Raw genomic sequence first — 14,191 nt, forward strand, 5'->3', positions numbered from 1 at the left:
AAAATAACACAATAAAAATAATCTATGAAAAACAACTTAAAATAAAGCGTTTTAAGCCGCTTTATTTTTTGGTCAATATAAATTCCTTTATAAATAGTTTTAAGGCTAGGCTATCTTTCTATTGGCTTAATTAGACTTTTTGAGCACATAAATTAATGAAGAATACTCTCCTGAAGATTTTGCTTTCAAATTTGAACGCAATCCTGTTACAAATGCTTTGAAAAAATTCATCTTTCCATTTTTATATTTTTCTGAAAGTAAACTCACATAAAATGAATCGAATTTCATTGGACGAACTTTTTCAACTGTCATATTAACTTTTGAAAAAAGTATCTGGATACTCTTTTGAGAAAAATGCCAAAGGTGTCTCGGCACATCATATGCAGCCCAAAACTCATTATAGTATTTTGCATCGTAACTATTAAAGTTTGGAACGGCAATCACCAATCTCCCATCCTCTTTTAATAATCTTTCAAAAACCGCAACATGCATTTCTAAATTTGGAAGATGTTCTAAAACATGCCAAAGTGTAATAACATCAAAAGAGCTTGGTTCTAATTTTGCCAAATGTTCAACATCAAAAGCAGATGGCCCAATTTTTTCTGCAGTAATTGCCCTGGCATTTTCGTTTGGTTCAATACCAGTAACCTTCCAATCATTCTCTTTAGCCTTAAGCAAAAAATCACCTGTACCACATCCAACATCGAGAAGTGTTTTACTAGATGTGTTGAAAGCATTAATCAATTTTAATTTCTTATTGAGCGCTATTGATCTTATAAAATGATATGCGTTCTCAAACAAATTCCGTTTAGAATCTGTGTGAGAAATGTAGTCTTCGCTTTGGTAATATTCTGGTAATTTCTCTGTAGAAGGTTGAGGGTAGGTTTCCAGCATTTGAAGCTCATCGTTATGAATAAGCTCAAATTTTTCTCCTGAAACTGAATGATCTTTTACTGTTAAAAATAGATTTTGTTTCACGTGGAACACTATTTATCGACCCAAATAAACTAATAAAACAGAAATATCGCTAGGCGAAACTCCAGAGACTCTCGACGCTTGAGATATCGTAACTGGCTGTATTGTGTTAAGCTTTTCTCTGGCTTCCATGCTCATGGATTTCAACACAGAATAATCGAAATTTTTTGGAATTTTTATATTCTCTAAGCGATTCAATTTATCCGCATTGTTCTTTTCCTTTTCTATATATCCAGAATATTTTACTTGTATTTCTGCCTGTTCTATTACTTCCCTGTCTAGTTCATTTGTAGTAATATAATCTTCAACAGCCTTAAATTTTCTAACATCATTAATATCAATATTAGGTCTGGCAAATATCTTGAACATCTTATCTGACTGTCTCATCGGAGACGAATTTTTGGTCTCTAAAACCGGATTAGCTTCTTCTGGTTTTACACTCGTATCTCTAAAAAACTGAACAAAAGCATCGGATTGTTTTTGCTTTTGCTCCATACGTTTCATACGTTTTTCAGAAGCGATTCCAAGTTCATAGCCTTTTGGTGTTAATCTAAAGTCAGCATTATCTTGTCGTAAAAGCGTTCGATATTCAGCTCTCGATGTAAACATTCTATATGGCTCTTCTGTTCCTTTTGTGATTAAATCATCAATAAGAACACCTATGTATGCTTCATCTCTTTTGAGTGTAAACGCATCTTTTTCTTGAACTTTTAAGCTAGCATTTATTCCTGCCATTAAACCTTGCGAAGCAGCTTCTTCGTATCCTGTAGTCCCATTAATCTGGCCTGCAAAATATAAACCGTCTACAAGCTTAGTTTCTAAAGTATGCTTCAATTGCGTAGGTGGGAAATAATCGTATTCTATAGCATAGCCTGGTCTGAAAAACTTCACGTTTTCAAATCCTACTACAGAACGCAATGCTTTAAACTGAACATCTTCTGGTAGTGATGTAGAAAACCCGTTTACATAAACCTCAACAGTATTCCAGCCTTCTGGCTCAACAAATAATTGGTGTCGGTCTTTATCTGCAAAACGATTGATCTTATCTTCAATAGATGGACAATATCTTGGGCCAATGCTTTTAATTCTTCCATTGAACATTGGTGATCTATCAAAACCTTCTCGCAACAAATCGTGCACTTCTTGACTTGTATATGTCATGTGACAAGAACGTTGTTCTGCAAGTGGTTTTGTAATGTCTAAATATGAAAACTTTTCTGGATTATCATCTCCGGGTTGTTCAATCATTTTAGAATAATCTAAAGATCTTCCATCGACTCTAGGCGGTGTTCCAGTTTTCATTCTTCCAGAATCAAATCCTAGATCCACAAGTTGTTCTGTGATTCCTGTTGCAGCGCGTTCACCTGCTCTACCACCTCCAAATTGTTTTTCACCAATATGGATCAAACCATTCAGAAATGTTCCATTGGTCAACACAACTGTTTTTGCTTTGATTTGAATCCCTAAGGATGTTGTTACCCCAACAACTTTTTCACCCTCAATCAATAGACCATTTACCATCTCTTGGTAAAAGTCGAGATTAAGCGTATTTTCTAAAAGCATTCTCCAATCTTCAGCAAAACGCATTCTATCACTCTGTACTCTCGGACTCCACATTGCTGGCCCTTTGGATTTGTTGAGCATCTTAAATTGAATCGCAGAGGTATCACTGACAATTCCACTGTATCCTCCTAAAGCATCAATCTCTCTTACGATTTGCCCTTTTGCAATTCCTCCCATAGCAGGATTACAAGACATCTGAGCAATATTCTGGAGGTTCATTGTCACCAACAATGTCTTGCTTCCCATATTGGCAGCTGCAGCTGCAGCCTCGCTTCCAGCGTGGCCACCACCTACTACTATAACATCATAAACCTCGTTAAACATTGTCTTATTTTTTATAATGTTCCACGTGGAACATCTACCGATACTTTAATTTTGGGATGCAAAGATACGTTGAATATCTAAAACTCAACCCATAAGGCTGATATAGTGATCTTCCTTGCTTCGCATTATTTTTTGGTCTTCTGAATCTTTGTCCTTATATCCGCAATAATGAAGTATGCCATGAACCATAACACGCTGTAGTTCTTTGTCAAAATCTGTATTGAATTTGCCTGAGTTTTCCTTAACTCTTTCTACAGAAATAAAGACATCTCCCTGTAGTGTTTTTCCTACCGAATAATCAAAGCTAATTATGTCTGTATACGTGTCGTGATTTAAATAATCTTGATTAATTTTCAGCAAATAATCATCATCACAAAAGATGTAATTGATTTCTCCTTCTGAACATTCTTCGTCGCTTATAACTCTTGAAATCCAGTCTGAAAAACTTTGCTCGTCTTTTAGTTGAAACTCTGTTTCGTAATGGTAATTAATCATCTGAAGTCTTGAAATACTTTTGCACTTTTTGTTTGTAGTGCTGGCGCAAAGGTAATGCTTGACGATTTAATATCTCAGTAGTATTGAAGTATTGTTTCGCGGTAGGGATTTGATTCGTAGATTTTTGATCGTACTGCTTAAAGTTTGTTTCAGACTTACGCTTATTATCCTGCCCTTGCATAAAGGTGGCATTCTCTAATTTCAATAATTGATGCTGAAGTTCCATCATCTTTTGAAGCGTTTGATTAGTGAATCCTTTGTTCAGTAAATCCAGCTCCACCTCTTCCATTTTCTTTATTAGGTCACCTACTTCTCCTCTATTTCCATCTTTACCAATCTTGTCTTGTAAAGCTTGTCTAAGTTTTTGTTGCTCTTGATAAATGCGATATAATTCTCCATTTATTTCTTCATCGCTAGAGCCTTCACCTTCACCCATGTTCTCTCCTTCTTCGCCTTCCTGTTTGCCTTTATCACCTTCTTTCTTTTCTCCTTCTTCGCCTTCCTGTTCATTTTCTCCACCTTCTTGTTGCTCTTCTCCTTCCTTTCCTTGTCCTTTACTCTGCTGCTTCTCCATGCCTTCTTGCATCTGTTTATTCAGCTCCTCTTGGCTCATGATGATGTCTGGCAATTGCATGTCTTGCGAACCACCTTGACCCATACCTGAGTTCATTTGAGATTCCATATTGTCTAAAATATCACTCAAGAAGCTTGCAAGTGTATTGGTAGCTGTAATGGTGTATTGTTGTGATGAAACGCCTTGGTATAACCTGTTTTCGGATAGTTGATCTAAGGATTTATCAATATTGAAATATACATCTGTAATCTGCTTGTTAACAGCTTCGGATAGCATTGGCTGTCTTAGCGACAGAGCAAAAAGACTATCGTCAATATGCTCAAAATGTTCTCTAAGATTACTCTGTTCAATGATAAACTTTCCGTATTGGTTATGGCCAATATCTATACTCTTGAACTGATCCATCAAATCTTCTTGATCAAAAGAGAATAGCACCAGATTATCCAAAATCTGTCGCAACATTGCGGCATCTTCTGCCATTTGTTCACCACCTCCCATTTGTAGCATCTGGCCCATTTGCTGACTCATTTGCTTCATCTTTTGAGCAGCTTTTTTCTGGTTCTTCTTAGCATTTTGCATTTGTTCTTGCATTTGCTGCTGCTCTTGAGGCGTTTGAGACTCCTGTGGCTTTTGCCCTTCTTGTTGCTCCTTTTTGTCTAGTTCTTCTGTGGCTTTCTTTTGGTCACCTTTTATGCTTTCCTCGGTTGGCTTATCTTGAGGAATGTCCATTGGTTTCTTAAGGTCTTGGTTGTCCTTTTGTAGTTCATCCATTTCCTTTTGAAACTCTTCAAAGGCTTTATTTAATTTTTCTTGCTCCTCCTTAGTGTTTTCTTCATCTGATTTCTCAGAAAGCTCTTCTTGCTTCTTGGCTAAATCTTCGAGCTCCTTCATCAACTTTTCAGCCTTCTTAGATACATAATAACGCTTCGTATTTTCTAGCAACTGCTCCATACTGCGCTTCTTGTTCTTGTTTTGCTTTGCAAGTTGTTCTAGTTTTTCTGTAAACTCTTCTTTATTGATCTTATCCTTGAGTTTTTCGAGCTCTTCGAGAAGTTTTTCATCTTGCTTAAGCTGTTCTTCATTTTCCTTCAATCGTTGCTGCAAATCTTCCTTATACTGGTCTTTTTCTTCATTTTCATTTTGGAACTCCTCAAGATTTTCTTGCAATCTCTTATTGAAGTTTTGCATCAGTTGCTCTTGTTGCTTTTGTCGTTTCAGGAAGTTTTCAAACTTCTTCTTATCATTAAAGCTAAGCTGCTCTTTTTCCTTTTGTGTTTTTGAAAATTCTTCAAGATCCTTGTCTTGTTGCTGAAGCTTTTCAAAAGAACTATTCATATCCTCAATAGTCTCGTTTTGCTCTTGAAGCTGCTTCTGTTCTTCTTCATCCTTGGTAAGCTTTCTATATGAGAAGACACTGCTTTTTACGCTTTTATAATTGTGCAGCGCATCATTATCAAAAACCTGAAAGTATAACTCGTAATCGACGCCTTCTTCTAAATTCAATTGATTAGGGAATGCGCTCACAAACTCATCAAAATTGGATTTAGAGATTGCTATTGGTTCAATAGATTTTTGCTCTTCCTGACCTGAAGGATAGTATACCATTTGTAGTTTACTCAAACCGTAATCATCACTTACCTGTCCATAGAAATAAAGACTTTGTTGATCTAGTGAGTCCTTTTCAACCTTGAGATTAAGCTCTGGATAGGCATCTTTAATTACGTTAATAGAAAACGCTAAACTTTCATAATCTTTAAGCTCATCATTGCTCGTGTTGATGCTGTAATCGAACTTATTATATACTCTTTTCGAAGCTGAAAAATTATCGTCAGTTTTAACAAGATTCAACGTGTCCTTACCATACAGGTTAATTTCATTAGTTGTTTTGGCAACCGCATTCCAAGTGATTTTGGTCCCTTCCGGTATTGTAGCGCTTCCTGTGTTCTTTAAAGTTTCATCTTGTTTTTTGGTATACCCAGGATAATCTAGCACCATCTCAAAATTGATAAGCGTTGGTACTTGGATCACCTCAAGCATATAAGGCTTTGAAGTAACACCATTGGCTGATAGACTAAAACTAATATCGTTTTTTGGTTGCGTAACCACAAACTGAAACTGACCTGGTTCAACTTGTTGAAGGAAATACGACTGCTCATTGAAATGAATTTGAGCGTTATCTGGCAATACCTCACCTGCTGTTGAAATATTGATTTTAAAATCTTTGTTTTCAATGGCCTGCAGAGACTCGTTAGTTACAAAAAACTGAAACGGCGCCGGCGGTTCGTAAGCGGTTTGGTAGTTAACAACACGTTCGTAACTATCACTAAACCAATCTATTTTACCAGATATATACGATACTAAAATGATAAGAATAGGGATTGCCGCATACTTAAGGTACTTTACATTGTCCTTAAAATTTACGGCTAGCTTAAAAGGCACTGGCTTCAGCTCGCTCGATTTCTGCTCTATGCTGGCAATGAGTAATTCTGATTCTGATTTGTTTTTGTTTAGTTGCAATACATTAAGAAGCTTATCGTTTACTTCTGGGAAGTGATTTCCGATAATCTTTGAAGCACCTTCGTAATCTATTCCTTTTTGAAGTTTGAATAGTTTCCCGAGTGGAAATGCTATAAATCTCACAAACAATCCTACCTCAACAGCAACAAACAACCAGAATAAAATTGTACGCGCAGTAGGATTCAGCCATAAAAAATACTCTATCAATAACGTAATGATGAAGTACAACAATCCTATGGCAAAAAACAGAATTGTTCCCTTTATCAGTTCATTGGTATAGTACTTTTTAATGAACTGTTCTAACTTCTCTTGTATGGCTTTGAAATTGCTCATTGCTTTAATAACAGACTAATCTACAATTTTATTTTAATTGAAAAGTCCCTAAATTTGGTAAGATTCTGTTAATATCGAGCATTTCTGTTAAAATTTGGATGAATGGAATCTATAATGAATCATTCTGATGAAAGATCTTAAGTATTTAGCGGCTTATTCTATTCCACTGGTAGCGATTTTGGGAATCTTCCTAAGGGGTTATTGGAGTTATGCAACTATTATCTATGCTTTTGTGCTGCTTCCAATCTTGGAAATGTCGTTTCCTGTTGATGATAGTAATTTAGAAGAGTCGGAAATTGAAAGCAACTTGAAGAAAAAGCTATTCGATTGGTTGCTCTATTTGAATCTTCCTATTGTTTTTGGAATTATAGCTTATGCATTATTTACGGTTACAACGCAACCGATTGAAACTTTTGAGTTTATTGGCTTGATTTTCACTGTTGGTATCGTTCTCGGTGTTAATGGTATCAATGTAGCTCATGAGTTGGGTCACAGGCAAGCGTCTAAAGAACGTTTTCTTGGTAAGGCTCTGCTGATGCCGTCGCTATATATGCACTTTTATATTGAGCATAATTTTGGGCATCACTTGCACGCTGCTACCAAAGAAGATCCTGCAACAGCAAGGTATAATCAAACGGTATATTCCTTTTGGTTTACCTCAACAATACGACAATACTTTAGCGCTTGGAAGATTCAGAAGCGATTATTAGAAAATTATAAACTGCCATTCTTATCGCGATACAATGATATGCTCTGGTATATCATATTCCAGACAGGGTATTTAGCAATTATCTTTACAGTATTTGGTTTGAATGGCTTATTATTTGCCTTTGCCGCAGGTGTAGTTGGGTTCTTGCTTCTGGAAACTGTAAACTATATAGAGCATTATGGTTTACTGCGTTTAAAGACTGAAAAAGGTCGTTACGAACGTGTTCGTGAAATCCATTCCTGGAACTCCAATCATGTGATTGGAAGAATTGTTTTGTATGAATTAACTAGGCATAGCGATCACCACTACAAATCCTCTAAAAAGTATCAAATCCTAGATTGTCACGAGGATAGTCCGCAGATGCCTTTTGGGTATCCAACATCTATGGTTATGTCTTTAGTGCCTCCTTTATGGTTTAGCGTTATGAATAAGCGTATTCCTAAGGAAATGATTACTGCTTAACTAGGTCTTTTTTTAAATATCATTTTATCTTTGCCCTTCAATTATATCCTGATTTAAGTTCAGGATGATAATACTGAATGATATTTAGCGCAAAGCGCTAAAAAAAGAGTTTTTAAACTATGAGTCAAAACGTTCGTGTGCGCTTTGCGCCAAGTCCTACAGGACCATTACATATTGGTGGTGTTCGTACTGCCTTGTTTAATTATCTGTTTGCTAAAAAACATAACGGCACATTTGTGTTGCGTGTCGAAGACACAGATCAAAACCGTTTTGTTGAAGGTGCCGAAGATTACATTGTTAAAGCCATGGAATGGCTTAACATTCCTTTTGATGAAAGCCCGGCTTCGACTCCGCTCAGCCTCCAGCAAAAATATGGGCCTTATAGACAAAGTGAGCGCAAGCATTTATATAAGCAATATGCGGATCGTTTAGTAGATGAGGGTAAGGCTTATTATGCTTTTGACACTTCAGAACAGCTGGATGCTCATAGAAAAGACCATGACGCTAAAGGCAAAACCTTTATCTATAATTGGCACAACAGAGAAAAAGGGCGTTTGGTTAACTCTTTAGTGTTGTCTGAAGATGAAGTACAGGCTAAAATAGATGCTGGTGAAGATTATGTGATTCGATTTAAATCTCCACAAGACGAAACTTTGGTGTTACAGGATATTATTCGTGGCGAAATCACTATAGATACCAATATTTTGGATGATAAGGTATTATTCAAAAGTGATGGCATGCCTACTTATCATCTTGCTAATATTGTGGATGACCATCTCATGGAAATTACACATGTGATTCGCGGTGAAGAATGGTTACCTTCTTTGGCGTTACATTATCAGCTATATGATGCATTTGGCTGGGAAGCCCCACAATTTGCACATTTGCCTTTAATCTTAAAGCCAGATCCTTCTAAGTACTTGAACAAAAACTCCATTGATAAGTTTACAGATATTTATTGTGATGAATTCCTTGGGAAATTTGATTATGATGCTGTTGAGTCGAGAAAAATTATAAGAGGCATCCTCGAGAATTTCAAAAACCTTTCTCAGCAACTAAAAATAAACGAGAACAAAGATTCTAATCTTAAAAAAGACATCAAAACGACTCTGAAAAAAGGAATGTATGGCAAGTTGAGTAAGCGTGATGGTGATAAAATTGGTTTCCCTGTATTCCCTTTGGAATGGATAGATCCAAAAACAGGTGATGTCGCAAGAGGTTACAAAGAAGACGGTTTCTTCCCTGAGGCTGTGATTAATTTCCTGGCATTTCTAGGTTGGAATCCTGGTACTGAGCAGGAGATTTTTAGCTTGGAGGAACTCATCAATGCTTTTGATTTAGCTAAGGTGAATAAAGCAGGCGCGCGATTCGACCCAGATAAAACCAAGTGGTTCAATCATCATTATATGCAAGAGCAAAACAATAATGATTTAGCTGAAAGTTTGAAACGCTCTAGGCCTGAGCTTGCTGATATCGACAGCAACTATATAGAATTGGTTGTCGGATTGGTTAAGGAACGTGCAACATTTGTTTCAGATTATTGGAGCTTAACCAGCTTCTTTTTTGAAGCACCTTCAAGCTATGATGAAAATGCGTTTAATAAAGCTATAAAAGAAGACACTAAATCTATTTTGGAGGAATTGGTTACTGTAGTTGAGCAAGCTGATGATTCTTCAAAAGATACACTTCAAGATACAGTAAAAGGCTGGATTACCTCAAAAGAGATCGGTTTTGGAAAAGTAATGATGCCGTTGCGTTTGGCTTTAGTTGGTGCTTTACAAGGTCCTGATGTGTTCGATATTATGTTTATGATTGGTAAAGCGGAAAGCTTAAGACGAATTAAGAGCTTAGTGAATAAAGCGTAAAATTTCTATTAAGATTAATTTACCTTAACAATTAAGGCGTCTTTCAGTCCTTTATTCTCTATAATATCGCCATCTAAGCTTTCGGTATCACCAACTAGAATAATGCTTCTGTCGGTCATTTCTATGGCATCGTGAGCAAGGTCTAATCCTGAACCGCCATAGTTTTTTTGCCATAACAAATCGCCAGATTCGTTAATCTTAATTACCCAATAATCATTATCTCCTTTGTTGTTGGTCAGATCCCCATCCAAGCTTTTGGTATATCCTGAAACAATATAGCCTGTCTGTCCTTTTCTGATCGAGGATGCAAAGTCAAAGTCAGAGCCTCCATAGTTTTTCTTCCATACTACATTACCATTATCGTTTATCTTGGCTAACCAAAAATCCGAACTGCCTTTGTTATTATCTACATCTCCATCTGAACTAAAACTGTTTCCAGCAATAATGTAACCATTATCGTTAGTTCTAACAATGCTTCTGGATTGATCAATTCCTGAGCCTCCTAATGTTTTTTGCCAAACTAAATTTCCTTCAATATCTAATTTTATCACCCAGTAATCGTAAGATCCTTGATTGCCTGTAATATCAAAATCCGTACTTTCTGAGAAACCAGCAATAACATAGCCTCCATCATTAGCTTGGACTACAGAAAACGAACGATCATTGTTAGTGCCTCCAAAATATCTTCTCCATTGTAAATCACCGTTAGCGTCTAGTTTGTGACACCAAAACTCCCCTACACCATGACGATTTGTTGATCTTGATGCTGTATCATTACCTTCCCCACCCGAAGCTGTTACGTCTAAAAAACCAGTCATGAAAAACCCTCCGTCATTAGTTGCTATTAAGCCATAAGCGTGGTCATGTCCTGAGAAACCATAGCTTTTTTCCCAAATAATATTCCCAGAATTGTCAAGCTTCAATATCCAGTTATCATGAAATCCTTCGTTGTTGCTTCCATCTCCATCACTGCTCATACTATACCCAACTATAGCATAGCCACCATCCGGTGTTTGTATTATTTTTTGACCTCTATCATCTCCAGATCCTCCATACGTTTTATTTAAAAGTATGTTTCCTTCTTGATCTAGTTTCAAAAACCAATAATCGTTTACTTCTAAGGTTTTGTTTGAGAGATCTCCATCCGTACTATTCGTATATCCTAAGACAGCAATATTTCCATCTTGAGTCTCAATCACAGAATATGCTATATCTTCATTGGATCCTCCAAAAGTTCTTGCCCATTGAACATCACCATTGAAGCTTGTTTGTGTGTTATCATCGTCATTAGCACAAGCAAAGCACAGGGCTAATCCTAATATTGCCGCTATCTTTTTCATTATTTTAATTACTGCTTCTTATTACAAATAATCCTCCATTAATATCACTTACAATAATGTTACCGCTAGGAAAATATGGATATACATTCCATGCTCCGCTAAAAGCTGTATCATTATCTTGTGGATATGTATCAAAAAATCCCGACTCGGTCATTGTCTGTGTTCCAACAGCATTGAGGCTTAATGCTCTCATTCCCGCAGTATAACTAGCCATGTAATATGTATTCCCAAGTACATAACCGTTATGATCAATAGCAGCTGTTGGCCCAAGATATTGGAAATGAAATTGCGGGTTGTCTAAATCGGTAAAATCAAAAACAAGGGTTCTGGTATTAAATCCAAATGTTTGTTCATCGGTTTCATCACCTAAGATAAAATAACGCATATCCTCAGTAAACCATCCTTGGTGTGTATAACCTATATTGCTATAGCTTATCGTTGATATGGATGTTGGGTTATCCTTATCGGATACATCAACAATAACAACTTCGTCTTCATTACTTCCTATTAAAATTTCTTTCCCTATATAATCTGCATCTGGTCCTGTATAATTAATCACTTGTGCATCGTGTGTGTAAGCGCCTTCTGAGTACCCGCCTGCGGCTTCAGGAAAGGTTGGGTTTTGAATATTCACAAAATGAGGTCCTCCATTAAATGTTGTTGTTCCAACAGCATAAGCAAATCCTGAAGACTCATTAATAACTATATTATGCGCATTACCAAATCCTGAGTAATGTCCATCTACACTAAAGGTAACTGGTGGGTTGGTAACATCTCTTAGTCTTGTAAGATCAAAAACCTGCATTCCATGATTGGGCGCTTCACTAACTATAAAGGCATGATTATTATATACCTTAACATCTCTCCAAGGGCTATTTTGGGTTTGTGTTGGTAAAGTCCCTAACATAATAGGGTTTATAGGATCAGAGATGTCTACAAAAGCAGTTCCTGAGTTTAATCCTACCAATGCGTATTCTTTAGAATTACTTGGGTCTACCCAGCCCCAAGAATCATTAGCTTCTACTGCACCTAAATCAGACAGTGACACGTGACTCATAAAATCAAATCCGTTACAGGGATATATTCCTGCTGCCAAACCATTGGTGCATGGCTCTCCTATAACCTGAGCAGGGTCTGGATCGTTGTTTTGACCTCCACCATCATTATCATCAGAACAACTAATTAAAAAAATGAAGCAAAATAAAGGCACAAAAAGTTTGGTGCCAATGATTAATCTTTTCATAGGGACAATTTTTTTAAGTCTTAAAGTTAACCATAAAATGTGACTCTTTGTCTTAAAGTATCAAAGACATTTTTAGTTATGAAACTAAAAAAACACAGCAACACCAAAAATCAACATGCTTTGATTGCCTTTAAAGTTGCTCTCTCCACCAGTGGTATCGAGGTTTTGGTCATTGAGTTTCTCTAGAGTATTTAAGAAGCTGTATACATAATGTGCAGAGACTTTGAAATGATCAAAACCAGCAGTTGCACCAACCATTCCATTTACGTTAAAATTGGAAACATCTTCGATGTCTTTTGCTTGGAGGTTGGTATAGTTTTGAATAAAATAGTTTTCATGGCTTCCATCCTGAAGCTCTAAATTGCTATTGTATTGTAGCATTGGGCCCGCATCAATGGTAATGTTGTTGCCTACAAGCTTCAAGTGGCCAATCAATCCAGCCTGTACAGTAAATACTTTGTATTCGGTAAGCGTAGTTTCTGTGCTTGCGCCAGTTGTCCTGGTTTCAATCTCAAAAGGATTCTGGGTAAGCTGAATCATATAACTGAGATTATACCATTTGTTTGGCAAATCAACAGTTGCAGAAGCACCAAGCATCCATCCTGTTCCTTTTTTGGTTTCAAAGTTGTCTGTAATGATATCGTATTGGGTGAGACCTCCCATAATTCCAACATTGTTTTGGATGCGATATCTGCGATGCTGCGAGAAACAGACTGTAACAAAACCTATACAAAAGACTACTAATAAGGAAAGTTGCTTAATTTTCATGTTCTTGGTATCAAAGGGCATAAATATAACTTAATTTAGCATCAATTATTTTGTCTAACCATTAAAACACTGTTATGGGTCAATTTATTTTCATTCCTGTTATTTTTTTCGGTCTTATTATTCTAATCTCTGCATTCTTCATTGTAAAGCAGCAAACTGCAGCTGTTATTGAACGCTTTGGTAGATTCCATAGCATAAGACATTCAGGATTACATATCAAAATCCCTCTTGTTGATAGAATTGCAGGAAAATTGAGTTTGAAAATCCAGCAATTGGATGTTATTGTAGAAACAAAAACCTTAGACGACGTATTTGTACGTTTGAAGGTTTCCGTTCAGTATAAAGTAATTAAGGATAAGGTTTACGAGGCTTTCTATAAGCTAGATTATCCTCACGATCAAATTACGTCTTACGTTTTTGATGTGGTGCGTGCCGAAGTACCAAAGATGAAATTGGATGATGTCTTTGTAAAGAAAGATGATATTGCTATTGCTGTTAAGTCTGAATTGAATGACGCCATGCAAGATTATGGCTATGACATCATTAAAACTTTAGTGACAGATATCGATCCTGATTCTCAAGTTAAGGCTGCAATGAATAGAATTAATGCTGCTGAGCGCGAAAAGATTGCTGCACAGTTTGAAGGTGATGCACAACGTATTCTTATTGTTGAAAAGGCTAAAGCTGAAGCTGAAAGCAAGCGCTTACAAGGTCAAGGTATTGCTGATCAACGTCGTGAAATTGCTCGTGGTTTAGAGGAATCCGTAGAAGTACTAAATGGTGTTGGTATCAACTCACAAGAGGCATCTGCCCTTATCGTTGTAACGCAGCACTATGATACACTTCAGTCTATTGGTGAGGAAACTAATAGTAACCTCATCTTATTGCCAAACTCTCCACAGGCTGGTAGCGATATGCTAAACAATATGGTAGCTAGTTTTACAGCAAGTAACCAAATTGGAGAGGCTATGAAGCAACAGAATAACAAAAAGAAGGAAGAGGAATAAAGAATTCTCGACTTCC

At 36.7% G+C, this 14,191-nt stretch carries 10 protein-coding genes; 3 read left to right on the top strand and 7 right to left on the bottom strand.

Annotation, left to right across the window (positions count from 1 at the left end; translation table 11 throughout):
- Window positions 1–126 precede the first annotated feature (126 nt).
- The 4 genes from NCE97_RS01620 to NCE97_RS01635 form a co-directional block, all read right to left on the bottom strand.
- Window positions 127–978 carry a class I SAM-dependent methyltransferase gene (locus tag NCE97_RS01620; protein WP_353777124.1) on the bottom strand — a complete coding sequence of 284 codons (852 nt, stop codon included), beginning with the start codon at window positions 976–978 and terminating at the stop codon, window positions 127–129.
- Between the two features lie 12 nt (window positions 979–990).
- Window positions 991–2,862 (bottom strand): tRNA uridine-5-carboxymethylaminomethyl(34) synthesis enzyme MnmG, encoded by a 1,872-nt coding sequence (gene mnmG / locus NCE97_RS01625; RefSeq protein WP_353777125.1) that lies wholly within the window; start codon window positions 2,860–2,862, stop codon window positions 991–993.
- Window positions 2,863–2,946: 84 nt separating this feature from the next.
- Window positions 2,947–3,357 (bottom strand): rRNA maturation RNase YbeY, encoded by a 411-nt coding sequence (ybeY, locus tag NCE97_RS01630; protein ID WP_353777126.1) that lies wholly within the window; start codon window positions 3,355–3,357, stop codon window positions 2,947–2,949.
- A complete protein-coding gene (locus NCE97_RS01635; RefSeq protein WP_353777127.1) occupies window positions 3,350–6,781 on the bottom strand; it encodes a DUF4175 family protein in 3,432 nt (1,143 codons plus the stop codon). The genes ybeY and NCE97_RS01635 overlap by 8 nt, the downstream gene beginning before the upstream one ends.
- 127 nt (window positions 6,782–6,908) lie before the next feature.
- Here NCE97_RS01635 and NCE97_RS01640 point away from each other — a divergent pair, with 127 nt between their 5' ends.
- Complete coding sequence (locus tag NCE97_RS01640) at window positions 6,909–7,952, top strand: alkane 1-monooxygenase (protein ID WP_353777128.1); 1,044 nt, start codon at window positions 6,909–6,911, stop codon at window positions 7,950–7,952.
- Between the two features lie 119 nt (window positions 7,953–8,071).
- Window positions 8,072–9,817 carry a glutamate--tRNA ligase gene (gltX, locus tag NCE97_RS01645; RefSeq protein ID WP_353777129.1) on the top strand — a complete coding sequence of 582 codons (1,746 nt, stop codon included), beginning with the start codon at window positions 8,072–8,074 and terminating at the stop codon, window positions 9,815–9,817.
- 14 nt (window positions 9,818–9,831) lie between these two features.
- Here the strand turns inward: gltX and NCE97_RS01650 are convergent, their stop codons facing one another.
- The 3 genes from NCE97_RS01650 to NCE97_RS01660 form a co-directional block, all read right to left on the bottom strand.
- Entirely contained in the window at window positions 9,832–11,157 is a 1,326-nt protein-coding gene (locus NCE97_RS01650) for a hypothetical protein (RefSeq protein WP_353777130.1), read from the bottom strand.
- 4 nt (window positions 11,158–11,161) lie between these two features.
- Window positions 11,162–12,400 (bottom strand): choice-of-anchor B family protein, encoded by a 1,239-nt coding sequence (locus NCE97_RS01655; RefSeq protein WP_353777131.1) that lies wholly within the window; start codon window positions 12,398–12,400, stop codon window positions 11,162–11,164.
- Window positions 12,401–12,484: 84 nt separating this feature from the next.
- On the bottom strand, window positions 12,485–13,168 hold the full coding sequence (locus NCE97_RS01660) for a hypothetical protein (RefSeq protein WP_353777132.1): 684 nt from the start codon (window positions 13,166–13,168) through the stop codon (window positions 12,485–12,487).
- A gap of 74 nt (window positions 13,169–13,242) precedes the next feature.
- Here NCE97_RS01660 and NCE97_RS01665 point away from each other — a divergent pair, with 74 nt between their 5' ends.
- Window positions 13,243–14,175, top strand: a complete 933-nt coding sequence (locus tag NCE97_RS01665) for an SPFH domain-containing protein (RefSeq protein ID WP_353777133.1) — start codon at window positions 13,243–13,245, stop codon at window positions 14,173–14,175.
- Window positions 14,176–14,191: the final 16 nt, after the last annotated feature.

It is taken from the genome of Winogradskyella sp. 3972H.M.0a.05, assembly GCF_040493455.1.
Taxonomy (GTDB): Bacteria; Bacteroidota; Bacteroidia; order Flavobacteriales; family Flavobacteriaceae; genus Microcosmobacter.

Coding starts and splice junctions, on each gene's coding strand:
- mnmG (WP_353777125.1), bottom strand. CDS start 2,862: ATGTTTAACGAGGTTTATGATGTTATAGTAGTAGGTGGTGGCCACGCT.
- ybeY (WP_353777126.1), bottom strand. CDS start 3,357: ATGATTAATTACCATTACGAAACAGAGTTTCAACTAAAAGACGAGCAA.
- NCE97_RS01635 (WP_353777127.1), bottom strand. CDS start 6,781: ATGAGCAATTTCAAAGCCATACAAGAGAAGTTAGAACAGTTCATTAAA.
- NCE97_RS01640 (WP_353777128.1), top strand. CDS start 6,909: ATGAAAGATCTTAAGTATTTAGCGGCTTATTCTATTCCACTGGTAGCG.
- gltX (WP_353777129.1), top strand. CDS start 8,072: ATGAGTCAAAACGTTCGTGTGCGCTTTGCGCCAAGTCCTACAGGACCA.
- NCE97_RS01650 (WP_353777130.1), bottom strand. CDS start 11,157: ATGAAAAAGATAGCGGCAATATTAGGATTAGCCCTGTGCTTTGCTTGT.
- NCE97_RS01655 (WP_353777131.1), bottom strand. CDS start 12,400: ATGAAAAGATTAATCATTGGCACCAAACTTTTTGTGCCTTTATTTTGC.
- NCE97_RS01660 (WP_353777132.1), bottom strand. CDS start 13,168: ATGAAAATTAAGCAACTTTCCTTATTAGTAGTCTTTTGTATAGGTTTT.
- NCE97_RS01665 (WP_353777133.1), top strand. CDS start 13,243: ATGGGTCAATTTATTTTCATTCCTGTTATTTTTTTCGGTCTTATTATT.